Raw genomic sequence first — 26029 nt, forward strand, 5'->3', positions numbered from 1 at the left:
TATGTTTTCGCCTCAAAAAAGGTATGGTGGGGGCTTTTTTATTCATTCGAAATGTCCACTACCCTTGCTTCTCCACCTCCATGTTATAATAGCCACAAATGCTCATAAAACTCAAAAGAAGGTAGGGGAAATCTATGGAAGCAATTATTGCACGACAACCGTTCCAATTATCAGAGGGACAACAGTTTGAAAAGGTTACGCGTGATATGCCGACACCAAAGGGACACGATGTTTTAGTGAAAGTCCATGTGACAGGCGTGAACCCGGTCGATACGAAAACACGTCAAGCACCTCTCAATGGGAATACACGTATACTTGGCTTTGATGCAGCTGGCGTGGTCGAAGCGGTTGGTGATGCGGTTACGGATTTCAAACCTGGTGACCGTGTGTACTATTCTGGCTCCAATCAACGTGAGGGTTCCAATCAAACGTATCAGCTTGTAAATGAAAATTATATGGCGCATATGCCAGAAAAATTGTCCTTTACAGAAGCGGCGGCGTTACCATTAACTGCGATTACCGCTTATGAAACATTGTTCGATGTATTCGGTATTGCGTCAGAACCCCAGAAAAATCAAGGCAAAACGTTGTTAATCATTAACGGTGCAGGTGGTGTTGGCAGTATTGCGACACAAATTGCGAAAGCGTATGGCCTTACCGTCATTACGACAGCATCTCGACCAGAAACGATTGCTTGGTCTGAAAAAATGGGGGCTGACGTGGTGTTGAATCATAAAGAAAACTTAGCTGAACAATTTGATGCCCAAAACTTAGCATGTCCAGATTATATTTTCTGTACATACGATACGGACCATTATTACGATGTGATGATCGACTTAATTCAGCCAAGAGGTCATATCGCAACGATTGTGGCTTTTAAACAGGATCAAGATTTGAATGCTTTGAAACAAAAAAGTATTACGTTTACACATGAATTTATGTTTGCCCGCGCGATACATGGTGTGGATGAATACATGTACCGTCAATATTTAGAAGATGTAACGGCTAAAGTTAACGCCGGTCAATATCAAACGACTTTAAATTCAGTGATGAAAGGTTTGACACCTGAAAATGTTTTTAAAGCACATGAAATGATGGAAGAGCAATCACATATCGGTAAGCTGGTCATCGAAATAGTTGAATAAATTGTGTGAAAGAGGGAATGTGACTGTTAACTAACGATTAAGGGGAAGTTAAACTCATGAAACAAAAAGAGAAAAAGAAACATGTGAGTGCCGTCTTTTGGATTTCGCTCTTGTTATGTAGTGTATTCGTTCTAGTCGGAGCAATTTTTCCGTCACAAATGGAACAAAAGACGCAAGCGATTACAGCATGGATTGGCCAAAATTTCAGTTGGTACTATCTATTATTGTTATTAGCAATATTTCTGATTTGCGTCTATTTACTTTTCTCCAGATACAGTCAGATTACGCTAGGTGAAGAAGGAGAAGAGCCAGAGTTTTCATTAAAATCTTGGTTTGCGATGTTGTTTAGTGCAGGGATGGGGATTGGTTTAGTATTTTGGACAACGGCAGAACCGATTTCACATGCCTATACTGCGACGCCGCTTCATAAGGCAGGTACCCAAGCGGCTATTGATGACAGTCTGCAATTCGCCTTTTTCCATTGGGGCATTCATGCATGGGCGGTTTACGCGATTGTTGCACTTGCTTTTGCCTATTTCAATTTCCATAAAGGTTATCCTGGATTAGTGAGTGCGACATTAACGCCGCTGTTTGGTGAAAAGCGTATGCAAGGTCCACTTGGCAAATTGTTAGACATCCTTGCGATTATTGCGACTGTTACAGGTGTGTCCGCAACATTAGGCTTTGGTGCACTACAAATTAGTGAAGGATTAAATTTCTTGTTTAAAGTTCCGGCAAACTTCACGACACAAATCATCATTGTCATTGTTGCTACAGCACTATTTACATGGTCGACATGGTCTGGCATAAGTAAAGGGATTAAAACATTAAGTAATATCAATATGTTACTTGCCTTTGTCGTGCTTGCTGTTGTATTTATCATTGGGCCTACGCTTTACATATTAAACATGTTTACGAATAGTTTAGGGAATTACATTGCGCACTTTTTCGACATGAGCTTACGTTTAACAATCAATAACCCGGAAAAAACGCAATGGATCCAAAACTGGACCGTCTTCTATTGGGCATGGTGGATTTCATGGGCGCCATTTGTTGGTATTTTCATTGCGCGTGTGTCAAGAGGACGTACGATTAAAGAATTTATTGTCGGTGTATTGTTCGTTCCTTCTATCGTCTGTTTCATTTTCTTCGCAGTATTTGGTGCGTCAGCCATTTATTTACAAGATCACGGTATTGCCAATATAGCGGGGGAAGCGATGGAAACGGCAACATTTGCGACGTTGGAACATTATCCACTAGGGTTCTTGATGAGTATTGTCACATTAGTTGTTGTCATGATTTTCTTCGTGACATCAGCAGACTCAGCAACTTATGTTCTCGGTATGCTTAGTACGAATGGTGACAATCATCCTGGCAGCTGGGTGAAAGTCAGTTGGGGGATTATGCTCGCACTTTTCGCACTGATTATGTTACTGACAGGTGGAACGCAAGCGATTCAAAACTTGTTAATTATTGCAGCGTTGCCATTCTCCTTTATAATTATTTTTATGGTCTGGTCATTATTCAAAGCACTTGCTGCAGAACGGCCGAGACTGTCCAAAAGAAAATAGTACTTAAAGATAAAGAAGCGAAATGGTTGAGAGGCCGTTTCGCTTTTTTTTAATGATGTACGCTTGTCATATTGATTTCCTACACCTTATCGTGTTCAACTCTTCCTCAAAGCAAAACATTGTAAATAAAATTGAGTATAAAAAAAGTTAGATAGAAAAAAACAACTATTTTTTTAAAAATATGACAAATTTATAGTTTTTCTGTCAAAAATAAGGGTATATGCTTATCGTAAGAAGTTGAATAGGAGGTGGCATTTGATTATGACACGAATCAAAAATTTCATTCTTGGCTTGTTGATAGTCATTATCGTAGGCTTCTTGTTATTTATGTATATTGATTATCAGCCGATTAAACAATACCAAGATTACTTTTACCAGTTTAATTGGTTCGAACCTTTATTAATCGGTCTAGCCGGATTACTCATTCTCATTGGGTTAATTTTATTCTTTAGAGCTTTCAAACCGACATATCGTAAACCAGGGCTCTATAAAGATTATTCAGATGGCCATATTTATATTTCACGTAAATCTATCGAAAATACGGTTTATGACACACTTTCGAAATATGATGAGATTCGTCAACCGAATGTGGTATCGAAACTTTACAACAAGAAAAAGAACAGTTTCATTGATATTACAACAGATTTTATCGTGCCATCAGAATCGACGAATGTTCCATCACTCGTTGAACAAGTGAGATTAGACATCAAAGAAAGCGTTGAGCGTTTCTCTGAATTGCATGTCAAATCAGTAAAAGTCAATGTCCGTGACCAGAAGAGAGACAATGGTCCACGAGTCGTGTAAAGGAGGGGTCCTATGTCTAATGAAAATCAAAACGGTCAAGGTAATCGAGATTCAGTAGAACAATTTGCGAAGATATTACAAAATTACAAATGGCGCATCATTGGATTTTTCTTCTTCCTCATCATTGCAATCTTGTTTTTAACACTTGGCTTTTGGAAAACGATTTTAATCATCGTCCTATGTTTAATTGGTATTGGTGTGGGGTATATTAAAGACCGTACACAAGATTTCTTAAATTTACTTAATCGGTTAAGCTGATTCAATAATTCTATAAAAAGAAAATAAAAATAAACAATAAAGGAGTTTTTGAAATGGCAGTTGAAAATAATAAAGCAAAAGAAAGTTATAACAGAGAAACAGGTGTGAACGAAACTGAAAGACAACAACGTGAAGAAAACCAAAGCCAACAATTTTCAAATAGCTTAACGTTCTCTGACGAAGTTGTTGAAAAAATTGCAGGTATCGCAGCACGTGAAGTACGCGGTATTTTAGACATGAAAGGCGGCTTTGTAGACAGCATTAGCGGCTCATTCACAGGTGGCAACAATGTAACACAAGGTGTCTCTGCTGAAGTAGGCGAAAAACAAGCGGCTATCGACTTAAAAGTAATTTTAGAATACGGTGAATCTGCTCCGAAAATTTTCCGTAAAGTGACTGAATTAATTAAAGAACAAGTGAAACATATTACTGGTTTAGATGTTGTTGAAGTAAACATGCAAGTTGATGACGTGATGACACGTAAAGAATGGCAACAAAAGCATGAGAAAAACAAAGACCAAAACGAAAACAAAGGTTTACAATAATATTTAAAAAATGGAGGTGTACGCTGTGTCGTGGCGTATGCCTCCATTTTTAGGTTGAGTAACCATGTAAAGAAGCTGCACTTAAGAAACGTGAGCGCATAGACTAATCAAAAAAAGATTAGGATATTGAGCTATCCCATTCTATGTCTCAATTGATGTATTTATATCCATTATTGGTGATAACATCGTTGAAAAATAAGGGTGAATAGGACATGAAAAATTGATGGTATGGATTGTCCTCATTTCAGAAACTTGCCCTTTGTTTGCTGTATTTGGAGTAAGATTGCCCAGAAGGCTGAGACTCCTTAGGGATCAGCTGGTCCGGAGAATCCACTAACGCCTCAACAAATGTAACAGTTTAATCAAGCGTTAGTTAGTCGAAGGGCCAGCCCCTAGGAAACGCGAAGCCATGAGGGCAATCAAAAGCACACTTCATAGCGAAAGGGCAAGTTAAACAAAATATTGCATCAATAGCATCAAAAAATTTTATTTCTTATCCCCTTTCAATGTCATCTAAATGACTTGTTTTTTCTTTAGCATCAAAATAATGATAAAGCCGATGAAACCGATGCCCGCGGCAAAATAAATTGTCGCATGGAGCGCAATATGTGACACGATTAAACCGCCGAGTAATGCACCAAAACCGATGCCTGCATTCAGTGCCGACATATTCCAACTCATGACTTGACTGTTATCGCCTTCTACTTGGTCAATGAGCCCGGATTGTACCGCTGGGTTGGTACTCCACTGTATGATGTGCCATATAAATAAAGCAATCAGTAAAATCACAGATGTTGTCCAAAGTTGATTTAAGATTAACATGACAATAACAAACCCACCGCCACTGATAAATAGCCACGTTTTAAATGAAAACTTGTCTGTAAAGAACCCCCCTAATGATGTTCCTAACATACCAGCGATTCCAATAATCAGTAAGGCCAATGACACGAATTGGATGTTGTGTCCGCCAGATAAAATCAACGGATTAATGTAAATATACGCCACTGAATTGGCTGTTAATAATATAAAAGTAATGGAGAGCAGTTTAGTGACTTCTCGCTTGTCTATAATTCGACTCGTATGCACTTTGGTTGTTTGTAGGGAAGATTTCACTTCGCGTGGCAAGTAAATCATGAGTAATACGCCAGCAATGAGCCCGACTAAAATAATAAGCCCAAATGTAAAACGCCATCCCGCCCAGTCGCCAATTAATGTACCAATAGGCACGCCGAATACGTTAGATGCGCTAAACCCTGTATACACAATGCCTAACATTTTACCACGATTTTCAGGTTTCGCTAATACAACTGTTGTGGAAAGTATTTTAACGACGATCAATGCAGCGGCTGCTGATGAAATGATACGACCGATAATTAAAATAATAAAGTTAGGGGAGAGTGCAATCATAAGATTTCCTATTACGAAAAAGGCAATCGCTGACAGTAAGACACTTTTAGGTGAATATTTTTCGGTAAGTTTCACTAAGATGGGCCCTGTTAAAGCAAAAGTAAAAGCATAAATCGTCACGAGTTGTCCGATCCATGCTTCTGATATATTTAAATCTGCGCTCATCAGATTCATAATGCCAGCGACAACCATCTCAACCATTCCAACGATAAAGATACTTAACATAAACGTTAAGGTACGCATGATTGTCATAGTCATTCTCCTCAAATGTAATTTTTGTCTATAAGTTATTTTAATACAATTACAAATGATAAGGAATGCTTTTGACTCAATCTTTTAAAGAAAACATGCGTCCTTCCTCTTTAAGTCGAAAAGCTGTGGTCTATTTTGAGAGTGGATTGTCAACTTTCACGTACGTATATTCATGCGCTTCATCTAATAATCGCATCGTTGTCACACATTTATAGTCAATCGTTGTGTTAAAGAATACGTCTTGCATATGCGCTAAACGTTCTGAATCGATGTCAGTTGCTTCAAGTTTTTCGAAGCATTGTTCAATTTGTTGACGTACGATGGACCATAACGTATTTTCAAGTGTGGCATCTTGATAAAAGCGTGCGAGTGTTGCGACGAGTTCACCGAGATGATTTTGAATCGTTGAGTAAAAAGCCTTGTTAAATACAGACGTTTGACTTTTGGTTAAGATGCGTGATTTTTCATGGAAATGCGATGTATCGTATCCCATTTGTGCTAATTGTTCGGCATCGATACGTAGCCCTTCGAAGTCGCGGATAAGCATGTGTGAAAATGCCCCCGTACGCGGTTCGAATACGGCAATCGTATTTTGTAAGTGCGCTTCTAATGCGATGCCATATTTGACTAATAGTGGAATGACGTAATCTATCAATGAAGCGGCATAAGATCTAAACCATTCTGCACGTGCGTCAATGTCTGTCGAGCTCTCTTTTGTTTGTATATAACGTTCAACTAATTCGGCAATGAGTGGGCGCGCAGTTTCTGGATGTGTGACGACAAGGCTGGATGGAATGAGTGGAAGGGCCTCGTTGTCTATCATGTCATAAATGTTTTGTCTAAATAACGTCCCTAGCTGCTCACTACGTCGTTCTTGTTCATCAGGTGTGCTATCTTCAGGTTGATAAAAATGTGCACCAGCAATTTCAGGTACTGGTGAAGTTGCGACGTTGTTGAAAAGTGAATCTTGTGCTGAAATGTCTGTTAAAATCGTTGTCATTAAAGGTCCATTATGCGTCGTCTGTTCTGAAAGGGTGCGAATTTCACCTGTAATATGCACGTTTGTTGATAGTTTGATATGTGGTGTGATGTCTGGCTTTTTAGGCATTAATGTTCGGAATGATAAGCCGGCATAGTATGGCATCGTATAATCTAATGGAATAATCGTTTGTGTGGCGAGTTCGTGTTGATAATCTGTACGAATAATATGTTCATATTGCCAAGGGTGAACGATTAAAGGCATGTAATCTTCCAATGTCGAATGCGCGCTCACAGCTTGTTGTGCCGCTGTTTTTAGACCGTCGAACATGTGATAAATCGTGTCTTGATATGTGCCATGTTGTGTCATTGTGCGTACAACATTACGATGAACGAGAATGAACTGCATCGGTATCGCGTGTTGGTATTCTGACGAGTAATCAATCGTTTCTTGTGCTGACATCCCTTTACGTAATTTGGCACCTGGATGTATCGGGTGACCTTCAATAACGAGTTGCTCGGATGTTAAGTAACGGTCTTCTTGTGATTCTACATAGTCGAGTAATGATGACGCGTCTTTTAATGGATGTTGTGCTTGATAACTGAGCGCAAGTGTCATATGCGCGGCACTGTTCTCCATATCATCACGAAATTGTTCTGCGGCTCTACCTTGATATGCTGTGTCTTCATTAATGATGACATCGAGTACTTCATTAGGATGCAATACGCGACGGTCTTCTCCATCTGGTGTTCTCCAATAAAATGGTCCTGTGACATCAACGCGATTAAATGCGTGGTGGCCGATGACACGGGCATACAATGTGTGTTGGCCGTATGTAAAATGAATCATTAATACTTCGCCGGTAGGTATAGCAGGATTGTCTAAATGCTCTGCTTGTACGAACGCACTATTTGTATAGCTTTCGACCAAGTTCTCACGATACAGTGATGCCATCAGTCGAGCAGTAATTTTGTCACGGCCTGCTAAGACATGTTGTTTAAATTCTGTGGCCCAGTTCGAATCAAATTGGAGAAGTGTTTGATAATTTTCCATTTCATCTTTTGTAAAGTCTTTTTCTATCATACTCAGATGATTTTGTTCCGTTTTCATGACGACACCTCATTCATTTTATTTTACAAATACGGAAAGGATTCGTATAATCCATAATATCGGAAATGAGAATCGTTATCAATTAAAGAAGGTGAAAATTTTGGCAAAATGGTTTTTTCCGAGTACCTTTTTACTATTTTTAGGGAATTGGATTGGTCAAATCGCACTGAACTGGTATGCTTATCAACTCAATGAAAATCCAATGGACCTCGCATTCATCAACTTCTTTAGATTAGCACCGATTTTTATTTTAAGTTTATGGGCAGGAAGTATTGCGGACCGATATCGACGTTCAACACTGATCAAAATGACAGTGACAAGTTCGATGGTCATTACAGGTACATTAGCGTTATGTGTACTGATCATGAGTCAAATTCCGATGCCTTATTTATACATATACGCCTGTTTGCGCGGTTGTATGAGTGCCATTGAAACACCAGTGAGACAAGCCGTACTACCCGACATCTCCGAAAGACTTACTGTATCCAAAGCTGTTTCTTATCATTCCTTTTTATTAAATGTTTGTCGTTCAATAGGGCCAGCTGTTGCCGGTTTTATCATTGCAGTATGGGACGTACCGATTGCATTTGTAGTACAGACCATTTGTTACGTACTTGCGCTCGTGTTAAGTCTTCCATTAAAACTTGCAGTCGTTAAACCGGTCAAAAATAAGCAATTTTCATTATCTGTCGCTTTACAATATTTTAAACTTCATTTGCAAGGGAGAAGAATTTTTATAACGTCACTTCTCATTATGGCGATGGGTTACTCTTATACGACAATGTTACCGATTTTAACGGATGAGGTATATCCTAATAGTGCATCCGTTTTTGGTACAGCGATGACAGTGAGTGCAATAGGCGGGATTCTTGCGACACTCACGATACCTTATGTGTTACAAAAATTTTCAACCGAGACGTGCTATTATTTAAGTTCGATTTTATTCGGTATTGCGTTAATTTTATTATACCCACTTGGTGAAATTGGACTCTTCTTGATGATATTTTTCGTCGGGTTATTCGGTCAGTTTGCTAGAACGACGAATCGCATTTATTTTCAAAATGATGTGGATCAAGAGAGCAGAGGGAAAATTTTAAGCGTCGTCATGATGGATAGAGGGATGATCCCACTTGGCGCAATGGTACTCAGTTATTTTACAGGGCTTATCGGTATTACAACGACCTTTTTAGTGATGGGTGGCGCAACGACAATCATTGCAGTGATAGGGTATTTAACAAAATTTAAGATGAATGGAGGCAACACAGTTCATGACACTCACTCATAAACTGAATGCAGATCAAAATATTCAATATCGGATTCTTATTGCATGTATGAAAGAACAATTATTTCCTGAAAAGGCACAGCTTCAATTCAAACAAAACCAAGTCATCATCCGTTATCATCAACATCAATTGGAAGTGCAATATGAGACGGTTAGTGCGTTGTATCAACTTGAACTGAGTGGTCCTATTGTTTATCGTGTCGGCACAGAAGGCGTCACGATTGAAACAGTAGAACAATTGATAGACATTTTAGCTGAACATTTTGGTATGACCTTTCATGACCAGTTGATTGAGGAGTTACTACATAGTCGTCTTGGTCTTGAACTGAGCTATCAACAACTTCGCCAACGTGAACGAGTGATGCGCCATTCATTAAAATTTTCGCGCATGCCTGACACGTTAAATTTTATCGCATGGCTGAATCATATGAATGGAGATGAATCATTCTCGGTACTCGGTTATACAGAGGGAATGATTTGGGAAGGTCACCCCTCGCACCCATTAACGAAAACGAAATTACCACTGACTGAGGCAGAAATTCAACAATATGCACCGGAATTTATGAAAATCATTCCATTGAAAATCGTACTCGTACGTAAAGGTTTATTAAAAAGTACGACCATGACTGGGGAAGAAGATTTTGTGTTGAAAAAGATGTTCTCTGATAAAGAAAGTCAGTTAAGACAATGGATGCAAACATATGAAGGAACGCTTGATGATTATCGGGTGATGCTCGTACATCCTTGGCAATACACTAACGTTATTACAGAACGTTTTCAAACATTGATTGCGCAACATGACGTGATTCCAACACCGTTTACTGTTGATTCCAAAGCGACCTTGTCATTTAGAACGATGCGCTTACTCCATTATCCGTATCATGTGAAATTACCGGTGAACGTTCAAGCAACAAGTGCTGTGCGCACCGTTTCAACTGTGACGACAGTGGATGGACCGAAATTGAGTTATCAATTACAAGACATGCTAGACATCTATCCAACGTTATCTGTCGCAAGTGAACCCTATGGCGCGCATATTGATGTTGAAGCGGATTTGGCACGTCAATTTGCGATGATTATTCGTCATTCACCTGAAGTCCATGCACGTGACTATACGCAATTGGTGACGGCAGTATTGACACAAGTGAACCCTGTCGATGGACAAGGGGTGGTGGATAGTTTAATTGAATATCTTTACGGGGAAATTAATGAACAAACCATTCACCAGTTCATGCGTCAATATATGGAAGCACTTATCCCACCATTAGTCGGTTATATTCAACAATATGGCATTGCGTTAGAAGCCCATCAACAAAATACGATTCTACAAATTGATAAAGAAAGCGAAAGATTATCGTTTATCGTACGTGATTTAGGGGGTTCCCGTATTTATCCTGAAACGTTAACACAAACAGTCCCGGATTTTGAAATTACGAACAAAAGTTTAATCAGTGATGAAATTGAAGCAGTCATTGCGAAGTTTCAACATGCAGTCATTCAAAATCAACTTGGCACATTGATCCATCATTTCCATCATGTTCATCACATTGACGAAGCGCCGTTATATGATATTGCGGCAGCTGTCATTGAGGAGGCAATTGATCCGTCACACGCACACGCAGATGCATTAAAACGTATCTTATTCGGTGACAAAATCACTGTTAAAGCCTTACTCAATATGAGAATGGAACAAAAAGTGAAACAGTACGTGCAAATCGACATTAAAAATCCTTTAGAAAGAGAGCTGTAGCTAATGCCTCAAATACACATTAATCTAAGTAAAATCAAATATAATGCAATGGTTTTACAGCACATGCTTGCAGAACAAGGGGTACGTATGATTCCAGTTACGAAATGTATGGGTGGCGATACGAAAGTGCGTCAACAGTTTCGTGAGATGGGCTTTAACACTTTAGCTGAATCGCGCTTAACGGCTATGATGTCAGATCAGCAACAACCTACTGAACAAGACATGTTGATTAAAGGGGCACTTCCACATGAAATAGAAGCCGTAGTTCGCAATAGTCAAATCAGTATTCAAACAGAACTCGAAACCATTCGTGCGCTCAGTGACGAAGCGGTTGCTCAAGGCGTTAAACACCATATTTATTTAATGGTGGATTGGAAAGATGGGCGAGAAGGGGCGTTGACTTATGAAGTCGTGCCGCTCATCAAAGAAATCATTCGATTAAAAGGTGTTTATTTAAAAGGACTTTCATTCAACTTTATGTGTTTTCGTCAAATTCCACCGACTGAGGAAGATATTGTCTATATTAATTATTTTATCGAATCAGTCGAACGTGATACGGGTGTGAAATTAAATACGATATCAGGTGGGAATTCAAGTATGCTTACGTTAGCGATGTATGCGGACCTTGGACGTATTAACGAACTTAGAATCGGTGAAGCCCTTTTTCGAGGTTATGAAACAGCATATAACATGCGCTTGCCGTATTTATTTGATGATGCAGTCACATTAAGTGGTAGGATTTTAGAAATTAAACCGCGCTTAAACCTTGAAACGCGTCAATCTTATATGCAAGCTTTAGTTGATGTTGGTCAGTTAGATACAGTGATAGCAGGCATTCAACCTGTTGACCATCAATTAAAAGTTGTTGGCCACTCCAGCGATACATTGATGTTGAACTTAGGATTAGCAGATTACTATCAAATTGGTGATAAGGTAGAATTTCGCTTAGATTATGGCGCACTTGCGCATAGTATGCACATGCGCCATATTCCGAAAAGTTACGATGAAGACCAAGGCATCGAGCAATTGGTCAAAGGATTTGTGGATATAAAAAAGAATAATTTTATCAAACAGTATTGACATTGAGAATCGTTATCAACTATTATTAAAATGTATTTGAAAAACACATTTCAAAGGAGTGGCAGAATAGTGAAAACAAAGAAATGGTGGGGTATTATCGCCCTAGTTGCTGTAATGATTATTGTTGCAGCATGTGGCAATGTAAGTGATTCTGACAAGTCGAACAACAAGTCAGAAAGTACAAAAGGTGTTGAAATCAAGCACGACGGTGGCACAACTAAAATTGATAAAGAGCCAAAAAGAGTCGTTGCTTTAGAATATTCATTTGTTGATGCATTAGTCGCATTAGGTGTGAAGCCAGTAGGTATTGCGGATGACGGCAAAAAAACGAATCTTATCGACCCACTTCGCGATAAAGTAGGCGATTACAAATCTGTAGGTGCACGTAAACAACCTAACTTAGAAGTCATTAGCGAACTTAAACCTGATTTAATTATTGCGGATAATAACCGTCATAAAGGTAACTACGAACAATTAAGTAAAATCGCACCAACGATTTTATTACCAAGTTTAGATTCTGATTACAAAGACAATATCGAAGCGTTCAAAACAATCGCAAAAGCATTATCTAAAGAAGATCAAGCTGATAAACGATTGAAAGAACACGAAGAAAAAATTGACAAGTATAAAAAAGAAATTACAATGGATAAAAATCTAAAAGTTTTACCAGCTGTAATTTCTCAATCAGGTCTTTTAGCACATTCTGACAAATCATATGTCGGTCAATTTTTACACGACCTTGGTTTTAAAGAAGCATTAACGAAAGAAGTTGCAGATCAATTACCTGAATACTTAAATGCACCGTACTTAAATATGAACTCAGAACAATTATCTCAAGTGAATCCTGAACGTATGTTTATTATGGTGAATGGTGAAAAAGACCCATTCTACGCTAAAATGAAGAAAGACCCAGTATGGAACGAAATCGATGCGGTTAAAAATAATCGCGTGCATGTGGTTGATCGTCAAACATGGGCAAAATCAAGAGGTTTAATCTCTTCTGAAGAAATCGCAAAAGAACTTGTAGAGATTTCTAAAAAGGAAAGCAACGACAAGTAATGTGACCATGATCAACACCTTGTCATTGCATATAAAAGGTGATTTGTTATGTCAAAGCTAAATACAAAATTGAATGATGAACATCACCAAAGAAGACGCACTACGCTTACATTTATTGTAAGCGTGTGCTTTCTTATTTTTGCAATTTATTTAAATCTTGCAATCGGTTCATCTAAAATTTCTTTTCAATCGATGTTAGATTATTTCTTTCATCTTAAAGCAACAAAAGAAACATTTTTAATACATAATGTACGTATGCCGAGAATGATTGCGGGTGCGATAATCGGAGCGGCACTGGCTGTTGCAGGGGTTTTAATGCAAGCGATTACACGTAACCCACTCGCGTCACCGCAAATATTTGGTGTCAATGCAGGTGCTTCGTTTACAGTTGTACTGATTACGGTCTTTATACCCGCACTAGCAGATAATACTGTTGTGTTTGCGTTTGTCGGAGCGTTTATCGGTGGCTTTGCAGTCTACACACTTGCCGATACGACAAAGGGCATGACACCAGTCAAATTGGCGCTTGCTGGGATGACGGTACACTTATTTTTCACAAGCTTAACGCAAGGAATTATTTTGTTAAATGAAGATGCAACGACAACAGTCATGTTCTGGCTCGTCGGTGCACTGCATACGATTAAATGGCCACAAATTTTTCAAGCTTTGCCATGGATTATCGGGGGTCTCATTGCAGCGTTGTTACTCGCGCGTCAACTTGCGATTTTAACTTTAGGTGATCAACTTGCGACAGGTCTCGGTCAAAATACGAAATTAATCCGTGCATTAGCGGGATTGCTTGTTATCGTCTTAGCTGGTGCAAGTGTGTCTATTGCTGGTCCAATTGGCTTTGTTGGTTTAATTGTGCCACATATCGTGAAACACTATTTGAATCGTAATTATTTTTTAATCATTACACTTTCGATGATAATGGGCGCCAATTTGCTATTAATCTCTGACGTTATCAGTCGTTTAATTGCCTTTCCGTTTGAATCACCGGTCGGCATCGTAACATCCTTTGTCGGCGCATTATACTTCTTATGGATTACAATGAGAGGAGTGAAAACACGATGAAGACGCATTATAGTAGACGTTATATTATCGTTATCGCACTTCTTATTGTAGGGGCTATATTAAGTTTAAGTGCTGGTGCGGTTTGGATTTCACCGACCACTGTATTAAAAGAGGTCTGGTCAGGCGACAACTTTATTTTAAATGAATTTAGAGTACCTCGTATGTTACTTGGTATATTAGTCGGAGCGGCATTAGCCATTTCCGGTGCAGTAATTCAAGGCGTAATTCGAAATCCGCTTGCGTCACCAGATGTCATCGGGATTACGAAAGGGGCAAGTTTAGCAGCAGTCATCGTGATTATTGTCTTTCCAACTGCACCGCTATTCGTACTTCCTGTCGCTTCATTTATTGGGGCGCTAGTCATTAGTTTAATCCTGTCGTTACTTATCAGTTGGAAGGGCATTAAAGGCTCACAACTTGCGCTGATTGGGATGGCGATTGGTGCTGTTGCGATGGCATTAGTACAATACTTACTCATTCGAAACCCTATGGAAGCGAACATTGCATTAGTTTGGTTAACCGGTAGTCTTTTTGGTCGTTCTATGGATCATGTGTTGACAATTTTGCCTTGGTTGATTGTAGCCATTCCAGTTATTTTCCTTTATGCTAAAAAACTCGATATTTTACATTTAGGAGATGATGTCGCAACTGCATTAGGGACAAACGTACAACGCACTAAAATGATTTTACTTTTAACATCAGTTATGCTAGCCGGTGCAGCGATTTCAGTTGTTGGGGGCTTAAGTTTTCTAGGATTAATTGCCCCTCATATTGCGCGCAGTCTCGTCGGTCATCAACATCGTCATATCGTTGCAATGTCGGGACTTGTTGGTGCATTGCTCATGGTCGTTGCGGATGGGTTAGCACGTATTATTGCACCACCGATTGATATTCCTGTAGGTGTATTGATTGCAATTATTGGTGCGCCGTATTTCCTTTATGTTTTACGAAAAATGTAACGCATCAAGTTGTAATTCACACTTTAACGTTTTGTTCGACATTGCATATATATAGGAAATTCTGTATAATTTATATCAATTGTTGAACTGTCCCATCATTAGGGAAAAGGCGGGAGGAAATGGAAGATTTGAATCAGAAAGCAAAGAATACAGGGAGATTGAAATTTATTATTCTTTCTCTTATCGGAATTATTTTATTTTTAATTCCACTCCCTGTGATAGAAGACGGGAAGCGGACAACCACGTTACCCATTGCATTTTTAGCAAAACAATTTCAAGCGATATTAGGTCCGGCGATTCCGTGGATCATTATGCTGATTATTGTAATTTCGGGAATACTCACAATACTTTGTAGTACAGTTCTCAAACATCGTATACCGAAAAATAGTTTTAGAGCCAACGCATTCATTGTGACATGGCCATGGTTTGTGATTCGTATGCTTGCCATCATTATCGTTTGTATGACATTTTTAAACAAAGGATTTTCATGGGTTTATTCAGAAGACACGGGAGGTCTTATTTTTACAGGACTCCTCCCGACATTAGTCGCAGTGTTTTTCTTCGCGGCAATCTTTTTACCATTATTGCTGGAATACGGATTATTAGAGTTTTTAGGTCCTATATTTAGACCAGTCATGCGCCCGTTGTTTACATTACCTGGTCGTTCGACTGTAGACAACCTCGCATCATTTATCGGTGATGGCACTGTCGGCGTGATGATTACGAGTAAACAGTATGAAGAGGGCTATTATACAAGACGGGAAGCAACTGTTATTGCGACGACATTCAGTGTTGTTTCATTAACATTTGCCATCGTTATAGCGGAAACCATTGGCTTAATTCATCGTTTTGCACTCTTTTATGGAACAGTTATTTTGGCGTGTTTCGTTGCAGCTTTGATTATGCCAAGGATTTGGCCATTGCGTTATATAGAAGATCGTTTTTCAGATGGTGTCACAGCTGAAGAACGTCCAGAAAAGCAATACAACTATAAGGAATCGTTCCGTAGAGGTTATGAAGATGCAGTTGTGACAGCATATCGTGCACCTGGATTTAAACAATACATCGTGACAGCATTTAAAACTGTGATGGACATGTGGCTTGTTGTAATTCCTGTCGTGATGACTGTAGGTACAGTTGCTACAATTTTGGCCACTTACACACCAGTATTCACGTGGATAGGAATCCCATTTGTACCGATTTTAGAGTTGTTACATGTACCTGAAGCTCAAGCTGCCTCTGAAACCATGATTATCGGCTTTGCAGACATGTTTTTACCCTCTATCTTAATTGAAAGTGTCGAAAGTCCCATGACACAATTTATCGTCGGCGTATTAAGTGTCTGTCAATTGATTTATTTATCTGAAGTAGGTGGCGTTATTTTAGGATCAAAAATTCCGGTCGGGTTAGGGAAACTTTTTGCCATCTTTTTAATCCGTACGGTGATTACATTACCTATTATTGTGTTAGTCGCACATCTCTTTTTCTAAAACAATATTTAATCGAAAAAAACAGGCTTGAGAAACAGATTCCTCAGCCTGTTTTTTTGCGTGTTTGCGTGATATCTCTGTGATGATGATTCTTAATAAGCACAGAGAATAGTAGTGGATTATTCTTTTTATGATATTTCCATAATACGGGAAACTTGCCTCATTTTCGACTGTTGTTATTGTAAAATCGTCAAAATGGATGGAACTCTCGAAGGATGAATCAAAGGCTTAAATACGATTTCTGATATTTAACAGGTATAAAAAATGGGACAGCATCAGCCATCCCAAAATTTATCAGAAGTATTATTTCGTCACTTCGTTGTATACTTTTTTATCATTAAACGTATAAATGATGTATTGTTGTTTGTTCGTGTCGATAATCACGCGATTTGTTTTTCCGAATGTAGAACCAATACGATAAACTTTTTTCGCATCTACTTCAGGTACTGCATGAATATCTTGATCTTCACTCACATTAAGGATTTCGTCATTAGGAATGTGAATATCTGCTACTCTCCATTGAATATGCACTTCTTCTTCATTTTTCTTTACTGTCATTGCCATGACAAAAACACATCCTTTATCTCAATTTGTAAGTTCATTGTAACTGATTGAAACCGCTTTTTCAAATAATATGAGTTACAGAAAGTTTAATGTGTTATACTATTTGAGAACGGGTGGAATATGCGAAAATATGTTCGTGTTTTTGTGCGTTTTGTGGTATAATCCTCACATAAATAGAAAGGTGGTTAAAATGACCGGTAAAACGCACTCTGCTGCAGGTATTCTTATTGGAGCTGCAGTGGGCACACATTTCCAATTAGACATTTTTGAAATGGCGACATGTATTGTTGTATCTGGTTTAGCGAGTATTTTCCCTGACATTTGTCATACACGAAGTAAAATCGGACAACGACTACCTCTGATGAGTCATATTATCAAACATTTGTTTGGTCATCGTACTTTTACACATTCTTTACTCTTTATGTTAGGGATTTACTATTTATTACATATTATTGAAACACCAATTTACTATATGATTGGCATTATTTGTGGTATGCTTTCACATGTGATATTAGATATGTTAACACCGAGAGGCGTACACTTATTTTTTCCAATACCTATTCGCATACGTTTCCCAATTCACTTTAAGACAGGCGGTACGATAGATTTGTCACTTGCCACAACTTTTAGTCTTGTCACGCTTTATGTTTTATTTGAATCGACAATGAAGCAGATTTTAAACTACTTTTTGCAATAGTGATAAAAGTATACGAAGTGATGTGTTAATGAAATTGAGTCACAGCTTTATTAAAGGAGCGTATAATACATTATGTTAGATAGTAATAAACTTGAAAAATATAATCAATCGCATTTAAAAGAATATGAAAAGCTGATGAGTACGAATGAGAAAGAGCGACTTAATGATAAGATTGCTCAACTTGATTTAGCAGAAATTCAATCACTTTATCAGCAAGTTTATGTGAATCGTCAAACCATTGATGATGTTTCAGAAGTGCAAGAAGTCAATTACGAATCAAGTGCACAAATGACGGATGAAACGATTGAATTTTATCGACAACTCGGTTTGCAAGCCATTCAAGAAGGGCAGTTCGCTGTATTGTTAATGGCGGGTGGTCAAGGAACGCGTTTAGGCTATAAAGGGCCTAAAGGTTCATTTGAAATTGAAGGTGTAAGTTTGTTTGAACTACAAGCGCGTCAATTACTCACATTAAAAGAAAAAACAGGTCATTTTGTAGATTGGTACATAATGACAAGTGATATTAATGACGAAGCGACACGTGCATTTTTCGAAGCACACAAATACTTCGGTTATGATGCTGAACATATTTACTTTTTCAAACAAGATAACATCGTAGCATTAAATGAACAGGGGCAATTGATTTTAGATAAAAATGGTAGCATTATGGAGACGCCAAACGGTAATGGGGGCATTTTCAAGTCTCTGAAAAAAGCTGGATATCTCGACCAAATGGCAGAACGTCATAATGAGTACATTTTCGTCAATAATATTGATAATGTTCTTGTTAAAGTGTTAGACCCATTATTTGCGGGCTTCACAGTGCATCACCATAAAGATGTGACGTCTAAATCCATTGCACCGCTTCCAGGCGAAAAAGTGGGACGTCTAGCAGTTCAAGGCTGTAAGGACACCGTTTTAGAATATTCTGAGCTTGACCCTGAGGCTGCAAATCAATTTAATAATGCCAATATTGGTATTCACGCATTTCGTCGTACCTTTATTGAAAACGCAGTGGATAAACCACTACCTTATCACCTTGCTATTAAAGAACTTGAGCAATTAGATGAAGATTTTGGAGTAGTGAAAAAGCCTACATTAAAGTTTGAACTGTTTTATTTTGACATTTTTCAATATGCGACTTCTTTTGTAACACTACAAGTTTCTCGAGATGAGGAATTTAGTCCATTAAAAAATAAAGAAGGTAAAGACAGTATTGAAACAGCGACACGTGATTTGAAACGAATGAACATGATTGAATAGAGGTGGCGTTATGCCAAAAAGTGCCACAAAGAAAAAAACGACGTTAGAAACATTTAAAGAAATGAGCCCCTTATCATTTGGGGAAGAAGTCGGTAACAGTGTCTCGCATGGTGTTGCAGCATTTATTATGTTATTAATGTTACCTTATGCAGCGGTTTACAGTTATGCGCATCACGGTGTACTGATGTCTGTCAGTGTGTCTATATTTGTGATTAGTATATTTTTGATGTTTATTTCATCGACGGTTTATCATTCGATGCAACAAGCCTCCCCGCATAAATATGTGATGCGTATTATTGATCACAGCATGATTTATGTTGCTATTAGTGGTACATACACGCCAGTCTCACTCGTACTTGTAGGGGGCTGGCTCGGATGGTCCATTATGATTATCTTATGGGCAACAACGATTTGGGGTATTTTGTATAAAGCAATTGCGACAAAGGTAAACCCTAAATTAAGTTTGATGATTTATTTGATTATGGGGTGGGTCGGTGTCATTTACTTACCTATTATCATTAGTAAATCGCTATGGCTCTTTTTTATTTTCATCTTATTAGGAGGCTTAGCATATACGATAGGTGCATGGTTTTACGCACAGAAAAATAGACCTTACTTCCATATGATATGGCATATTTTTATATTAATAGCTTCATTATTTCATTTCATAGGTATTTTATATTTTATGTAGGTGGGTGTTTGGATGAAGTCTAATTATAAGTTGTTGATGTTTGCACTAACTGTTTTACTGCTTTTCCAAGTGTATTTCACATACTACTATTTGTTAGGAGAAGGCGTATTGACAGCTTCTCCACTTCTAGGCTTTTTATCATTAGGCTTAGGTATTGTGATTATCTTCATCATGATTTCTGCACACCGACACCATAAGAAAGAACAATAAACGAGGATAGAAAGAGACTGTTTCGAGACGTCATTCGTTCATGTAACGAGGATTGATGTTTTAGCAGTCTCTTGTCTTTATATAAAAATATCTCATGTGAATAAAAATAAATTTATATGTGAATACGTATGAATTTTCAAACATTAACATTTGAATACGTATAGTTTGATTTTATTCAGTATCAAATTCACAATAAATAAAGATAGTGAGAAAGCGCATCATATCATTTCTCATTAAATACGCTAAGTACATGACAAACGTCAATGGGTTGCTACTATATTGACGAATAAGGGCGAACGTGCTTCAGTCGCTGGATGCCCAAAACAATAAATTTTTGATAGAAAGGTAGAAAAATATGAACTTAAAGCGAGTCAGTATTATTTGCTCACTAGTCTTGATCATGTTTATGGCAGCCATTGAAACATCCATTGTCTCATTAGCTTTACCGACAATGCGCGCTGACTTACATGCAACACAACCTATTTCACTTGTGTTTACAGTTTATTTTGTAGGGATTGTGTTATCCATTCCAATTTTAAGTGAGTTAATGTCACGAATTAAAATCATTTATGTGACGATGTTAGGTTTAATTTTATTTACAGTTGGTAGTCTATTATCAGGGATGAGTTCCCAATTTGAAATGTTAGTTTTTGCGCGACTGCTTCAAGGTGTCGGTGCAGGTGTGAATATGTCATTAGCACAAATCGTTCCTAAACTCGCATTTGAAATTCCTTTCCGTTATAAGGTGATGGGAGTTGTCGGAAGTGTTTGGGGTATTTCAAGTATACTCGGGCCATTTCTCGGCGGTTTCATTTTAGAAGTATCATCGTGGAATTGGTTGTTTTACATTAATATTCCAATCGCCATCATTGTTATGATACTCGTATTAACGTCTTACCATTTTGAAAGTGAGTCGACTTCAACGCATAAGGTCGATTTTACAGGGATGTTCTTATTTTATGTTTTATTAGCACTGCTCATGGCAAGTGTATTAATTACAGGTCATATTTGGATGAACATCGTGAGCTTTATCTTATTTGTCATCGTTTTTATAGTCATTATTAAACGTTCGAAAAAAGTGTCATTGTCCTTTATCCCAATAGGTGAGTTTGGCGCTAAAGTTCGATTAGCATTTGTGACAGACTTTTTCATTGCGCTGACGTTAATTGGTTTTAATGTATTCATCCCTTCATATTTACAAGATCATTTACATTTAAGCCCATTACAAAGTGGTTTAGTGATTTTCCCGCTTTCAATTGGATGGTTATTAATTAACTTCACTTTAGAAAAAATTGAAGCAAATCGTACGGTTCGAGGTTTATATTTGCTCGCAATAGGTATTTTAATTGTAGGAAGTATTAGTATTTTGATTAATGCGTTTCATCCTATTGTTGTTGCAGTCACATTGTTCTTCTTAGGGATGAGTTTTGGAACGGCTTATACGAAAGATAGTGTGATGGTGCAAGAAGAAACCTCTCCTGAAAGTATGAAAAAGATGATGTCGCTCTTTACATTGACACGGAATATGGGGAATTCGATTGGTTCAGCGATTATCGGCTATATTTATGCGATGGATGTGGTTATCTTTAAAACAAGCATCCAAAATGTTATGGTATTTTGTATTATCGTATTAGTAGGATTAATGATTGTCTGGTTAACACGCCAAGATAAAAGTTTACGTACAGTTTCTGAAAAATAATAAATGATATGGGGAGGTTTGATGAGTGAAAGGGAAGTTTAATTTGTTTAACTTTGTCACTTTGTTGGTCATCCTCTCCATTTTTGTTATTTCTGGGGCAATATTTTTAACGTTGCTCGGTTTTGGTTTATTCGGCTTAAGTCGTTTGTTGATTTACTTTCATCTCGGCATGTTTACGTATGATGAAGGATTTTATGATAATTTAATCTATTATGGCAGCTATATCATACTTGGTTATTTTGTTATTTTTGGTGTGGAGTATTTGATGGACTGGCTCCAAAAGAAATTGTATCCAAATCCTTATCTCGAAGGCTTTACATTTCATTTGATTTCATATTCGCTGATGATTACGATGTTTTATTTTGTGATTCATATCCATTATCAATATATTCGAATCGACTATTGGGTGTTGATGTTAATCATCGCGTTTCTCTACGTTTGTAAAGAAGTTTTTTATCCGGATGCCGAAGATTTGAATCGAAAATAACACGTTTCATCGCGCATGTTTAAAGAGGAATCAAAAATTTTGCCAAGCTAACTTTTTAGTCGTAAAATAAAGCATTGGTATAGAAATGTAAGAGGAGGAAAGTGTATGCACGAAGGTGTTCAAGTTGATAAAACACAAAGAAATATTATTGTTGCTGTTATTTTAATCAGTGCCTTTATTGCTATTTTAAACCAAACATTATTGAATACTGCACTTCCTAGTATAATGAGAGGACTTGATATTCACGAAAGTACTTCTCAATGGTTAGTTACAGGATTTATGTTAGTCAACGGAATAATGATTCCATTAACGGCATATTTAATGGATAGAGTGCCCACACGAACATTATATTTAGCGGCCATGGGTACTTTTGTTGTCGGGTCGATTACTGCTGCGTTAGCACCGACATTTCCAATATTGATGACTGCACGTGTGATTCAAGCGATGGGTGCAGGTGTCATTATGCCGCTCAGTCAGTTTACTTTATTTACATTGTTTCCGAAAAATCAACGTGGATTTGCGATGGGATTATCAGGTCTCGTTATTCAGTTCGCACCAGCAATTGGACCGACATTGTCAGGGATACTTGTTGACAACTATTCATGGCGTGCACCGTTATTCGTCGTTGTGGTCGTATCGATTATCGGCTTAATCTTTGGTTGGTTTTCTATGCGAAACTTTAGTGATACGAAAGAAGTCGTGCTTGATAAGACATCAGTAGTTCTTTCTACACTTGGTTTTGGTATTATGTTATATGGCTTTAGTATTGCAGGTGCGCACGGATTTGATGATTTACTTGTTATTATTAGTTTAATTGTAGGTATCGGTATCGTTGCGTTATTTATTACACGTCAATTACGTATCGATAACCCTATCCTAAAATTATCTGCATTCCGTACAAGAACGTTTACATTAACATCCATTTCGTCTATGATCGTCTTTACTTCAATGGTAGGTCCAGCGTTGCTCATTCCGATATATGTTCAAAATTCACTCGGTCTTTCAGCATTATTGTCAGGGCTTGTCGTATTACCGGGTGCGATTATTAATGGTGTTATGTCAGTGGTTACAGGACGCTTATATGATAAAGTAGGTGCCAGAGTTCTTGTTATTCCAGGATTTGCATTACTATTAATTACGACATTAATGATGGCGCAATTAACAGCGCATACGTCATATACTTATGTCATTATCGTCTTTACGATTCGTCTTTTCTCAGTATCGTTATTGATGATGCCACTCAACACAGCAGGTATCAACTCATTGCCAAATGAAATGGTGTCACACGGTACAGCTATTATGAATACGCTGCGTACGATTTCAGGTTCAATGGGTACTGCTTTAATGGTAACGTTAATGAGTCTAGGTGCAGGTCTTTATCAACCGGATGCATCTATCGCCAAAGAGATGATTCAACGCGAAGCTATGGCGCACGGTGTGGATTTAGCCTTTTACGTGACTTCAGGTTTCTTACTCATCGGTTTTATTATCAGCTTCTTTATTTATGATAGAGGTAAAAAGGAACGCGTCAATAAACGCCGTGTTGCACGATAACTTTAAAATAATTAGAAATGAAACATCAAACAGCATTACGTTGTTTGGTGTTTTTTATATTTGTAGAGGAAGCGGTAAGGCTGTGGTGTAAAGACGCATGGTACTTTGAATGGTTGTCAAAACAAAAAGGTGCGCATATGTAGAAGCAAAGGTAATGTCCAACAGATTATTGAGAGGAAATGTTAGACCCTATTCGTTGAGCGAGGTAATTTTATGGAAGCATGAAGTTTTTACCTTATGCAACGCTGTAAAAGTTTGTTAAAATTAACTTTAAAGCGTATACAAAAGGAGATGTCGGAAGTGTTATCAGTTGAACAGGTTAAACAACTCATTGGAGATATTAACGATCCAATTATTAACGTACCTCTTAAAGAAACTGAAGGGGTTGTAGAGGTAACAATCAAAGAAGAAAAAGCACATGTCAGTGTTAAAGTTGCGATGGCACAATTAGGAGGGCAACCACAACTTGAATTACAAATGGCTATTGTTGAAAAATTAAAAGAGAACGGCGCCAAAACAGTAGGGATTCGTTTTGAAGCGCTACCTGAAGAAAAAGTGAAACAATATGCGGGCGCTCAAAAACAAGAGGCGCAAACAATTGAAGATGCACTTGCTAAAGGTAACGATTTAGAATTTATCGCAATTGCTTCTGGTAAAGGCGGCGTAGGGAAATCAACAGTGGCAGTCAATTTAGCTGTATCATTAGCACGTGAAGGGAAACGTGTCGGCTTAATTGATGCAGATATATATGGATTCAGTGTGCCAGATATGATGGGCATTGATGAAAAACCAGGTATTGAAGGAAAAACAGTGATTCCGGTTGAACGTCACGGTGTTAAAGTCATCTCAATGGCATTCTTTGTTGAAGAAAATGCACCTGTCATTTGGCGAGGTCCAATGTTAGGTAAAATGCTGACAAACTTTTTTACTGAAGTGAAATGGGGAGACTTGGATTACTTACTACTCGATTTACCTCCAGGCACAGGAGACGTTGCACTCGATGTACATACGATGTTGCCATCAAGTAAAGAAATTATCGTTACAACACCACATCCAACAGCAGCATTTGTTGCCGCGCGTGCAGGTGCAATGGCGAGACATACGGAACATTCTATTTTAGGTGTTATTGAAAACATGTCGTATTTTGAAAGTAAAGAGACAGGCAATAAAGAATATATCTTCGGTAAAGGTGGCGGACAAAAGCTTGCTGATGAATTACAAAGCGAGTTGTTGGGGCAATTACCACTAGAACAACCATCATGGAAACCCGTAGATTTTTCACCTTCTATTTATCAACCAGAAGATCGCCTAGGACAAATTTATAAAGAGATTGCACAGAAAATTATTGCTAAAACAGCTCACTAAGATGATTGCCGATTAGGAAGTTGAGGTCTTGACTGCTTACTCGGCTTCTTTTAATTATTGGGTATCAACCAGTGAAAGTTTATACATTAAATAGGGCCATAAAACGCGAGGATAAAAACTTAGAAAAAAATTAAAAAAAGGGTTGCATTTTTAGTTCGACCTGTATACAATATATTCTTGTGAGCGAAATAAAACGTTCATTCAAAATAAGAAATAAAAAGTTAAAATTTCTTATTGACAACATATCACAGTGGTGATAAGATATAAAAGTCGTTAAAAACGGCAAAAAATTTAATTTTAAAATATTTGAATGGTGTAAAATTTACTATTGCAAATGTTGAGGATTAAGTTTAAAATAATAAAGGTCTTGTTAATTAAGTAAAGTTATAGTAAACTTGATTAACAAACGAAATGAACATTGAAAACTGAATGACAATATGTCAACGTTAATTCCGATAATTTGAGTACTTCAAAAGTACTTTCAAGAGTGATTGACTTAAACAATCAACGAGCTATATCAAGCTTACTTCTTTTATGGAGAGTTTGATCCTGGCTCAGGATGAACGCTGGCGGCGTGCCTAATACATGCAAGTCGAGCGAACAGATGAGGAGCTTGCTCCTTTGACGTTAGCGGCGGACGGGTGAGTAACACGTGGGTAACCTACCTATAAGACTGGAATAACTCCGGGAAACCGGGGCTAATGCCGGATAACATGTTGAACCGCATGGTTCTA

General features: G+C 37.9%; 23 protein-coding genes and 1 rRNA gene. 21 read left to right on the forward strand and 3 right to left on the reverse strand.

Annotation, left to right across the window (positions count from 1 at the left end):
• The first annotated feature begins 134 nt into the window (after positions 1–134).
• From CCE82_RS04475 to CCE82_RS04495, 5 genes are all read left to right on the forward strand, one after another.
• On the forward strand, positions 135–1145 hold the full coding sequence (locus CCE82_RS04475; RefSeq protein WP_086428214.1) for a zinc-binding alcohol dehydrogenase family protein: 1011 nt from the start codon (positions 135–137) through the stop codon (positions 1143–1145).
• A 56-nt stretch (positions 1146–1201) separates the two neighbouring features.
• The gene (locus CCE82_RS04480; protein WP_086428215.1) at positions 1202–2716 is read left to right on the forward strand and encodes a BCCT family transporter; all 1515 of its coding nucleotides are present in this window, start codon (positions 1202–1204) and stop codon (positions 2714–2716) included.
• Between the two features lie 261 nt (positions 2717–2977).
• Entirely contained in the window at positions 2978–3520 is a 543-nt protein-coding gene (amaP, locus tag CCE82_RS04485; protein WP_167370959.1) for an alkaline shock response membrane anchor protein AmaP, read from the forward strand.
• Between the two features lie 12 nt (positions 3521–3532).
• Complete coding sequence (locus CCE82_RS04490; protein ID WP_086428217.1) at positions 3533–3778, forward strand: DUF2273 domain-containing protein; 246 nt, start codon at positions 3533–3535, stop codon at positions 3776–3778.
• Positions 3779–3831: 53 nt separating this feature from the next.
• Positions 3832–4323, forward strand: a complete 492-nt coding sequence (locus CCE82_RS04495; protein WP_086428218.1) for an Asp23/Gls24 family envelope stress response protein — start codon at positions 3832–3834, stop codon at positions 4321–4323.
• 513 nt (positions 4324–4836) lie between these two features.
• On the opposite strand, the gene CCE82_RS04500 is transcribed toward CCE82_RS04495, so the two are convergent.
• Together CCE82_RS04500 and CCE82_RS04505 are read right to left on the reverse strand one after the other, a co-directional pair.
• On the reverse strand, positions 4837–5982 hold the full coding sequence (locus CCE82_RS04500; RefSeq protein WP_086428219.1) for an MFS transporter: 1146 nt from the start codon (positions 5980–5982) through the stop codon (positions 4837–4839).
• A gap of 130 nt (positions 5983–6112) precedes the next feature.
• The gene (locus CCE82_RS04505; RefSeq protein ID WP_086428220.1) at positions 6113–8071 is read right to left on the reverse strand and encodes an IucA/IucC family protein; all 1959 of its coding nucleotides are present in this window, start codon (positions 8069–8071) and stop codon (positions 6113–6115) included.
• 100 nt (positions 8072–8171) lie between these two features.
• Here CCE82_RS04505 and CCE82_RS04510 point away from each other — a divergent pair, with 100 nt between their 5' ends.
• From CCE82_RS04510 to CCE82_RS04540, 7 genes are all read left to right on the forward strand, one after another.
• The gene (locus tag CCE82_RS04510; RefSeq protein WP_086428221.1) at positions 8172–9356 is read left to right on the forward strand and encodes an MFS transporter; all 1185 of its coding nucleotides are present in this window, start codon (positions 8172–8174) and stop codon (positions 9354–9356) included.
• Positions 9340–11103, forward strand: coding sequence for an IucA/IucC family protein (locus CCE82_RS04515; RefSeq protein WP_086428222.1), 1764 nt, complete (start codon positions 9340–9342; stop codon positions 11101–11103). The genes CCE82_RS04510 and CCE82_RS04515 overlap by 17 nt, the downstream gene beginning before the upstream one ends.
• Before the next feature lie 3 nt (positions 11104–11106).
• Entirely contained in the window at positions 11107–12183 is a 1077-nt protein-coding gene (locus tag CCE82_RS04520; protein WP_086428223.1) for an alanine racemase, read from the forward strand.
• A gap of 69 nt (positions 12184–12252) precedes the next feature.
• Positions 12253–13242 (forward strand): ABC transporter substrate-binding protein, encoded by a 990-nt coding sequence (locus tag CCE82_RS04525; protein ID WP_086428224.1) that lies wholly within the window; start codon positions 12253–12255, stop codon positions 13240–13242.
• 48 nt (positions 13243–13290) lie between these two features.
• Complete coding sequence (locus tag CCE82_RS04530) at positions 13291–14316, forward strand: FecCD family ABC transporter permease (RefSeq protein ID WP_086428225.1); 1026 nt, start codon at positions 13291–13293, stop codon at positions 14314–14316.
• Complete coding sequence (locus CCE82_RS04535; protein WP_086428226.1) at positions 14313–15275, forward strand: FecCD family ABC transporter permease; 963 nt, start codon at positions 14313–14315, stop codon at positions 15273–15275. The genes CCE82_RS04530 and CCE82_RS04535 overlap by 4 nt, the downstream gene beginning before the upstream one ends.
• Before the next feature lie 119 nt (positions 15276–15394).
• Positions 15395–16765, forward strand: a complete 1371-nt coding sequence (locus CCE82_RS04540; protein ID WP_086428227.1) for a YjiH family protein — start codon at positions 15395–15397, stop codon at positions 16763–16765.
• Positions 16766–17068: 303 nt separating this feature from the next.
• Here the strand turns inward: CCE82_RS04540 and CCE82_RS04545 are convergent, their stop codons facing one another.
• Positions 17069–17329 (reverse strand): SunI/YnzG family protein, encoded by a 261-nt coding sequence (locus CCE82_RS04545; protein ID WP_086428228.1) that lies wholly within the window; start codon positions 17327–17329, stop codon positions 17069–17071.
• A gap of 190 nt (positions 17330–17519) precedes the next feature.
• Here CCE82_RS04545 and CCE82_RS04550 point away from each other — a divergent pair, with 190 nt between their 5' ends.
• The 9 genes from CCE82_RS04550 to CCE82_RS04590 all read left to right on the forward strand — a co-directional run.
• On the forward strand, positions 17520–18026 hold the full coding sequence (locus CCE82_RS04550) for a metal-dependent hydrolase (RefSeq protein ID WP_086428229.1): 507 nt from the start codon (positions 17520–17522) through the stop codon (positions 18024–18026).
• Positions 18027–18098: 72 nt separating this feature from the next.
• A complete protein-coding gene (locus CCE82_RS04555; protein WP_086428230.1) occupies positions 18099–19289 on the forward strand; it encodes a UTP--glucose-1-phosphate uridylyltransferase in 1191 nt (396 codons plus the stop codon).
• Between the two features lie 10 nt (positions 19290–19299).
• Positions 19300–19980, forward strand: a complete 681-nt coding sequence (gene trhA, locus CCE82_RS04560; protein ID WP_086428231.1) for a PAQR family membrane homeostasis protein TrhA — start codon at positions 19300–19302, stop codon at positions 19978–19980.
• Positions 19981–19992: 12 nt separating this feature from the next.
• Positions 19993–20190: a hypothetical protein gene (locus CCE82_RS04565; RefSeq protein ID WP_086428232.1), complete on the forward strand. Its 198-nt coding sequence runs from the start codon at positions 19993–19995 to the stop codon at positions 20188–20190.
• A gap of 355 nt (positions 20191–20545) precedes the next feature.
• The gene (gene sdrM / locus CCE82_RS04570) at positions 20546–21889 is read left to right on the forward strand and encodes a multidrug efflux MFS transporter SdrM (protein ID WP_086428233.1); all 1344 of its coding nucleotides are present in this window, start codon (positions 20546–20548) and stop codon (positions 21887–21889) included.
• A 25-nt stretch (positions 21890–21914) separates the two neighbouring features.
• Positions 21915–22376, forward strand: coding sequence for a SepA family multidrug efflux transporter (locus CCE82_RS04575; RefSeq protein ID WP_086428234.1), 462 nt, complete (start codon positions 21915–21917; stop codon positions 22374–22376).
• 105 nt (positions 22377–22481) lie between these two features.
• A complete protein-coding gene (locus tag CCE82_RS04580) occupies positions 22482–23930 on the forward strand; it encodes an MDR family MFS transporter (protein WP_086428235.1) in 1449 nt (482 codons plus the stop codon).
• Between the two features lie 300 nt (positions 23931–24230).
• Positions 24231–25295, forward strand: coding sequence for an Mrp/NBP35 family ATP-binding protein (locus tag CCE82_RS04585; protein ID WP_086428236.1), 1065 nt, complete (start codon positions 24231–24233; stop codon positions 25293–25295).
• Positions 25296–25826: 531 nt separating this feature from the next.
• Positions 25827–26029, forward strand: a 16S ribosomal RNA gene (locus tag CCE82_RS04590); the annotation flags it as partial.

Origin of the sequence: Staphylococcus cornubiensis (assembly GCF_900183575.1) — a bacterium.
Taxonomy (GTDB): Bacteria; Bacillota; Bacilli; order Staphylococcales; family Staphylococcaceae; genus Staphylococcus; species Staphylococcus cornubiensis.

What these genes read in the sequence shown, in the direction of transcription:
- CCE82_RS04475 (WP_086428214.1), top strand. Translation starts at nt 135, where the DNA reads ATGGAAGCAATTATTGCACGACAACCGTTCCAATTATCAGAGGGACAA.
- CCE82_RS04480 (WP_086428215.1), top strand. Translation starts at nt 1,202, where the DNA reads ATGAAACAAAAAGAGAAAAAGAAACATGTGAGTGCCGTCTTTTGGATT.
- amaP (WP_167370959.1), top strand. Translation starts at nt 2,978, where the DNA reads ATGACACGAATCAAAAATTTCATTCTTGGCTTGTTGATAGTCATTATC.
- CCE82_RS04490 (WP_086428217.1), top strand. Translation starts at nt 3,533, where the DNA reads ATGTCTAATGAAAATCAAAACGGTCAAGGTAATCGAGATTCAGTAGAA.
- CCE82_RS04495 (WP_086428218.1), top strand. Translation starts at nt 3,832, where the DNA reads ATGGCAGTTGAAAATAATAAAGCAAAAGAAAGTTATAACAGAGAAACA.
- CCE82_RS04500 (WP_086428219.1), bottom strand. Translation starts at nt 5,982, where the DNA reads ATGACAATCATGCGTACCTTAACGTTTATGTTAAGTATCTTTATCGTT.
- CCE82_RS04505 (WP_086428220.1), bottom strand. Translation starts at nt 8,071, where the DNA reads ATGAAAACGGAACAAAATCATCTGAGTATGATAGAAAAAGACTTTACA.
- CCE82_RS04515 (WP_086428222.1), top strand. Translation starts at nt 9,340, where the DNA reads ATGACACTCACTCATAAACTGAATGCAGATCAAAATATTCAATATCGG.
- CCE82_RS04520 (WP_086428223.1), top strand. Translation starts at nt 11,107, where the DNA reads ATGCCTCAAATACACATTAATCTAAGTAAAATCAAATATAATGCAATG.
- CCE82_RS04530 (WP_086428225.1), top strand. Translation starts at nt 13,291, where the DNA reads ATGTCAAAGCTAAATACAAAATTGAATGATGAACATCACCAAAGAAGA.
- CCE82_RS04535 (WP_086428226.1), top strand. Translation starts at nt 14,313, where the DNA reads ATGAAGACGCATTATAGTAGACGTTATATTATCGTTATCGCACTTCTT.
- CCE82_RS04540 (WP_086428227.1), top strand. Translation starts at nt 15,395, where the DNA reads ATGGAAGATTTGAATCAGAAAGCAAAGAATACAGGGAGATTGAAATTT.
- CCE82_RS04545 (WP_086428228.1), bottom strand. Translation starts at nt 17,329, where the DNA reads ATGGCAATGACAGTAAAGAAAAATGAAGAAGAAGTGCATATTCAATGG.
- CCE82_RS04550 (WP_086428229.1), top strand. Translation starts at nt 17,520, where the DNA reads ATGACCGGTAAAACGCACTCTGCTGCAGGTATTCTTATTGGAGCTGCA.
- CCE82_RS04555 (WP_086428230.1), top strand. Translation starts at nt 18,099, where the DNA reads ATGTTAGATAGTAATAAACTTGAAAAATATAATCAATCGCATTTAAAA.
- trhA (WP_086428231.1), top strand. Translation starts at nt 19,300, where the DNA reads ATGCCAAAAAGTGCCACAAAGAAAAAAACGACGTTAGAAACATTTAAA.
- CCE82_RS04565 (WP_086428232.1), top strand. Translation starts at nt 19,993, where the DNA reads ATGAAGTCTAATTATAAGTTGTTGATGTTTGCACTAACTGTTTTACTG.
- sdrM (WP_086428233.1), top strand. Translation starts at nt 20,546, where the DNA reads ATGAACTTAAAGCGAGTCAGTATTATTTGCTCACTAGTCTTGATCATG.
- CCE82_RS04580 (WP_086428235.1), top strand. Translation starts at nt 22,482, where the DNA reads ATGCACGAAGGTGTTCAAGTTGATAAAACACAAAGAAATATTATTGTT.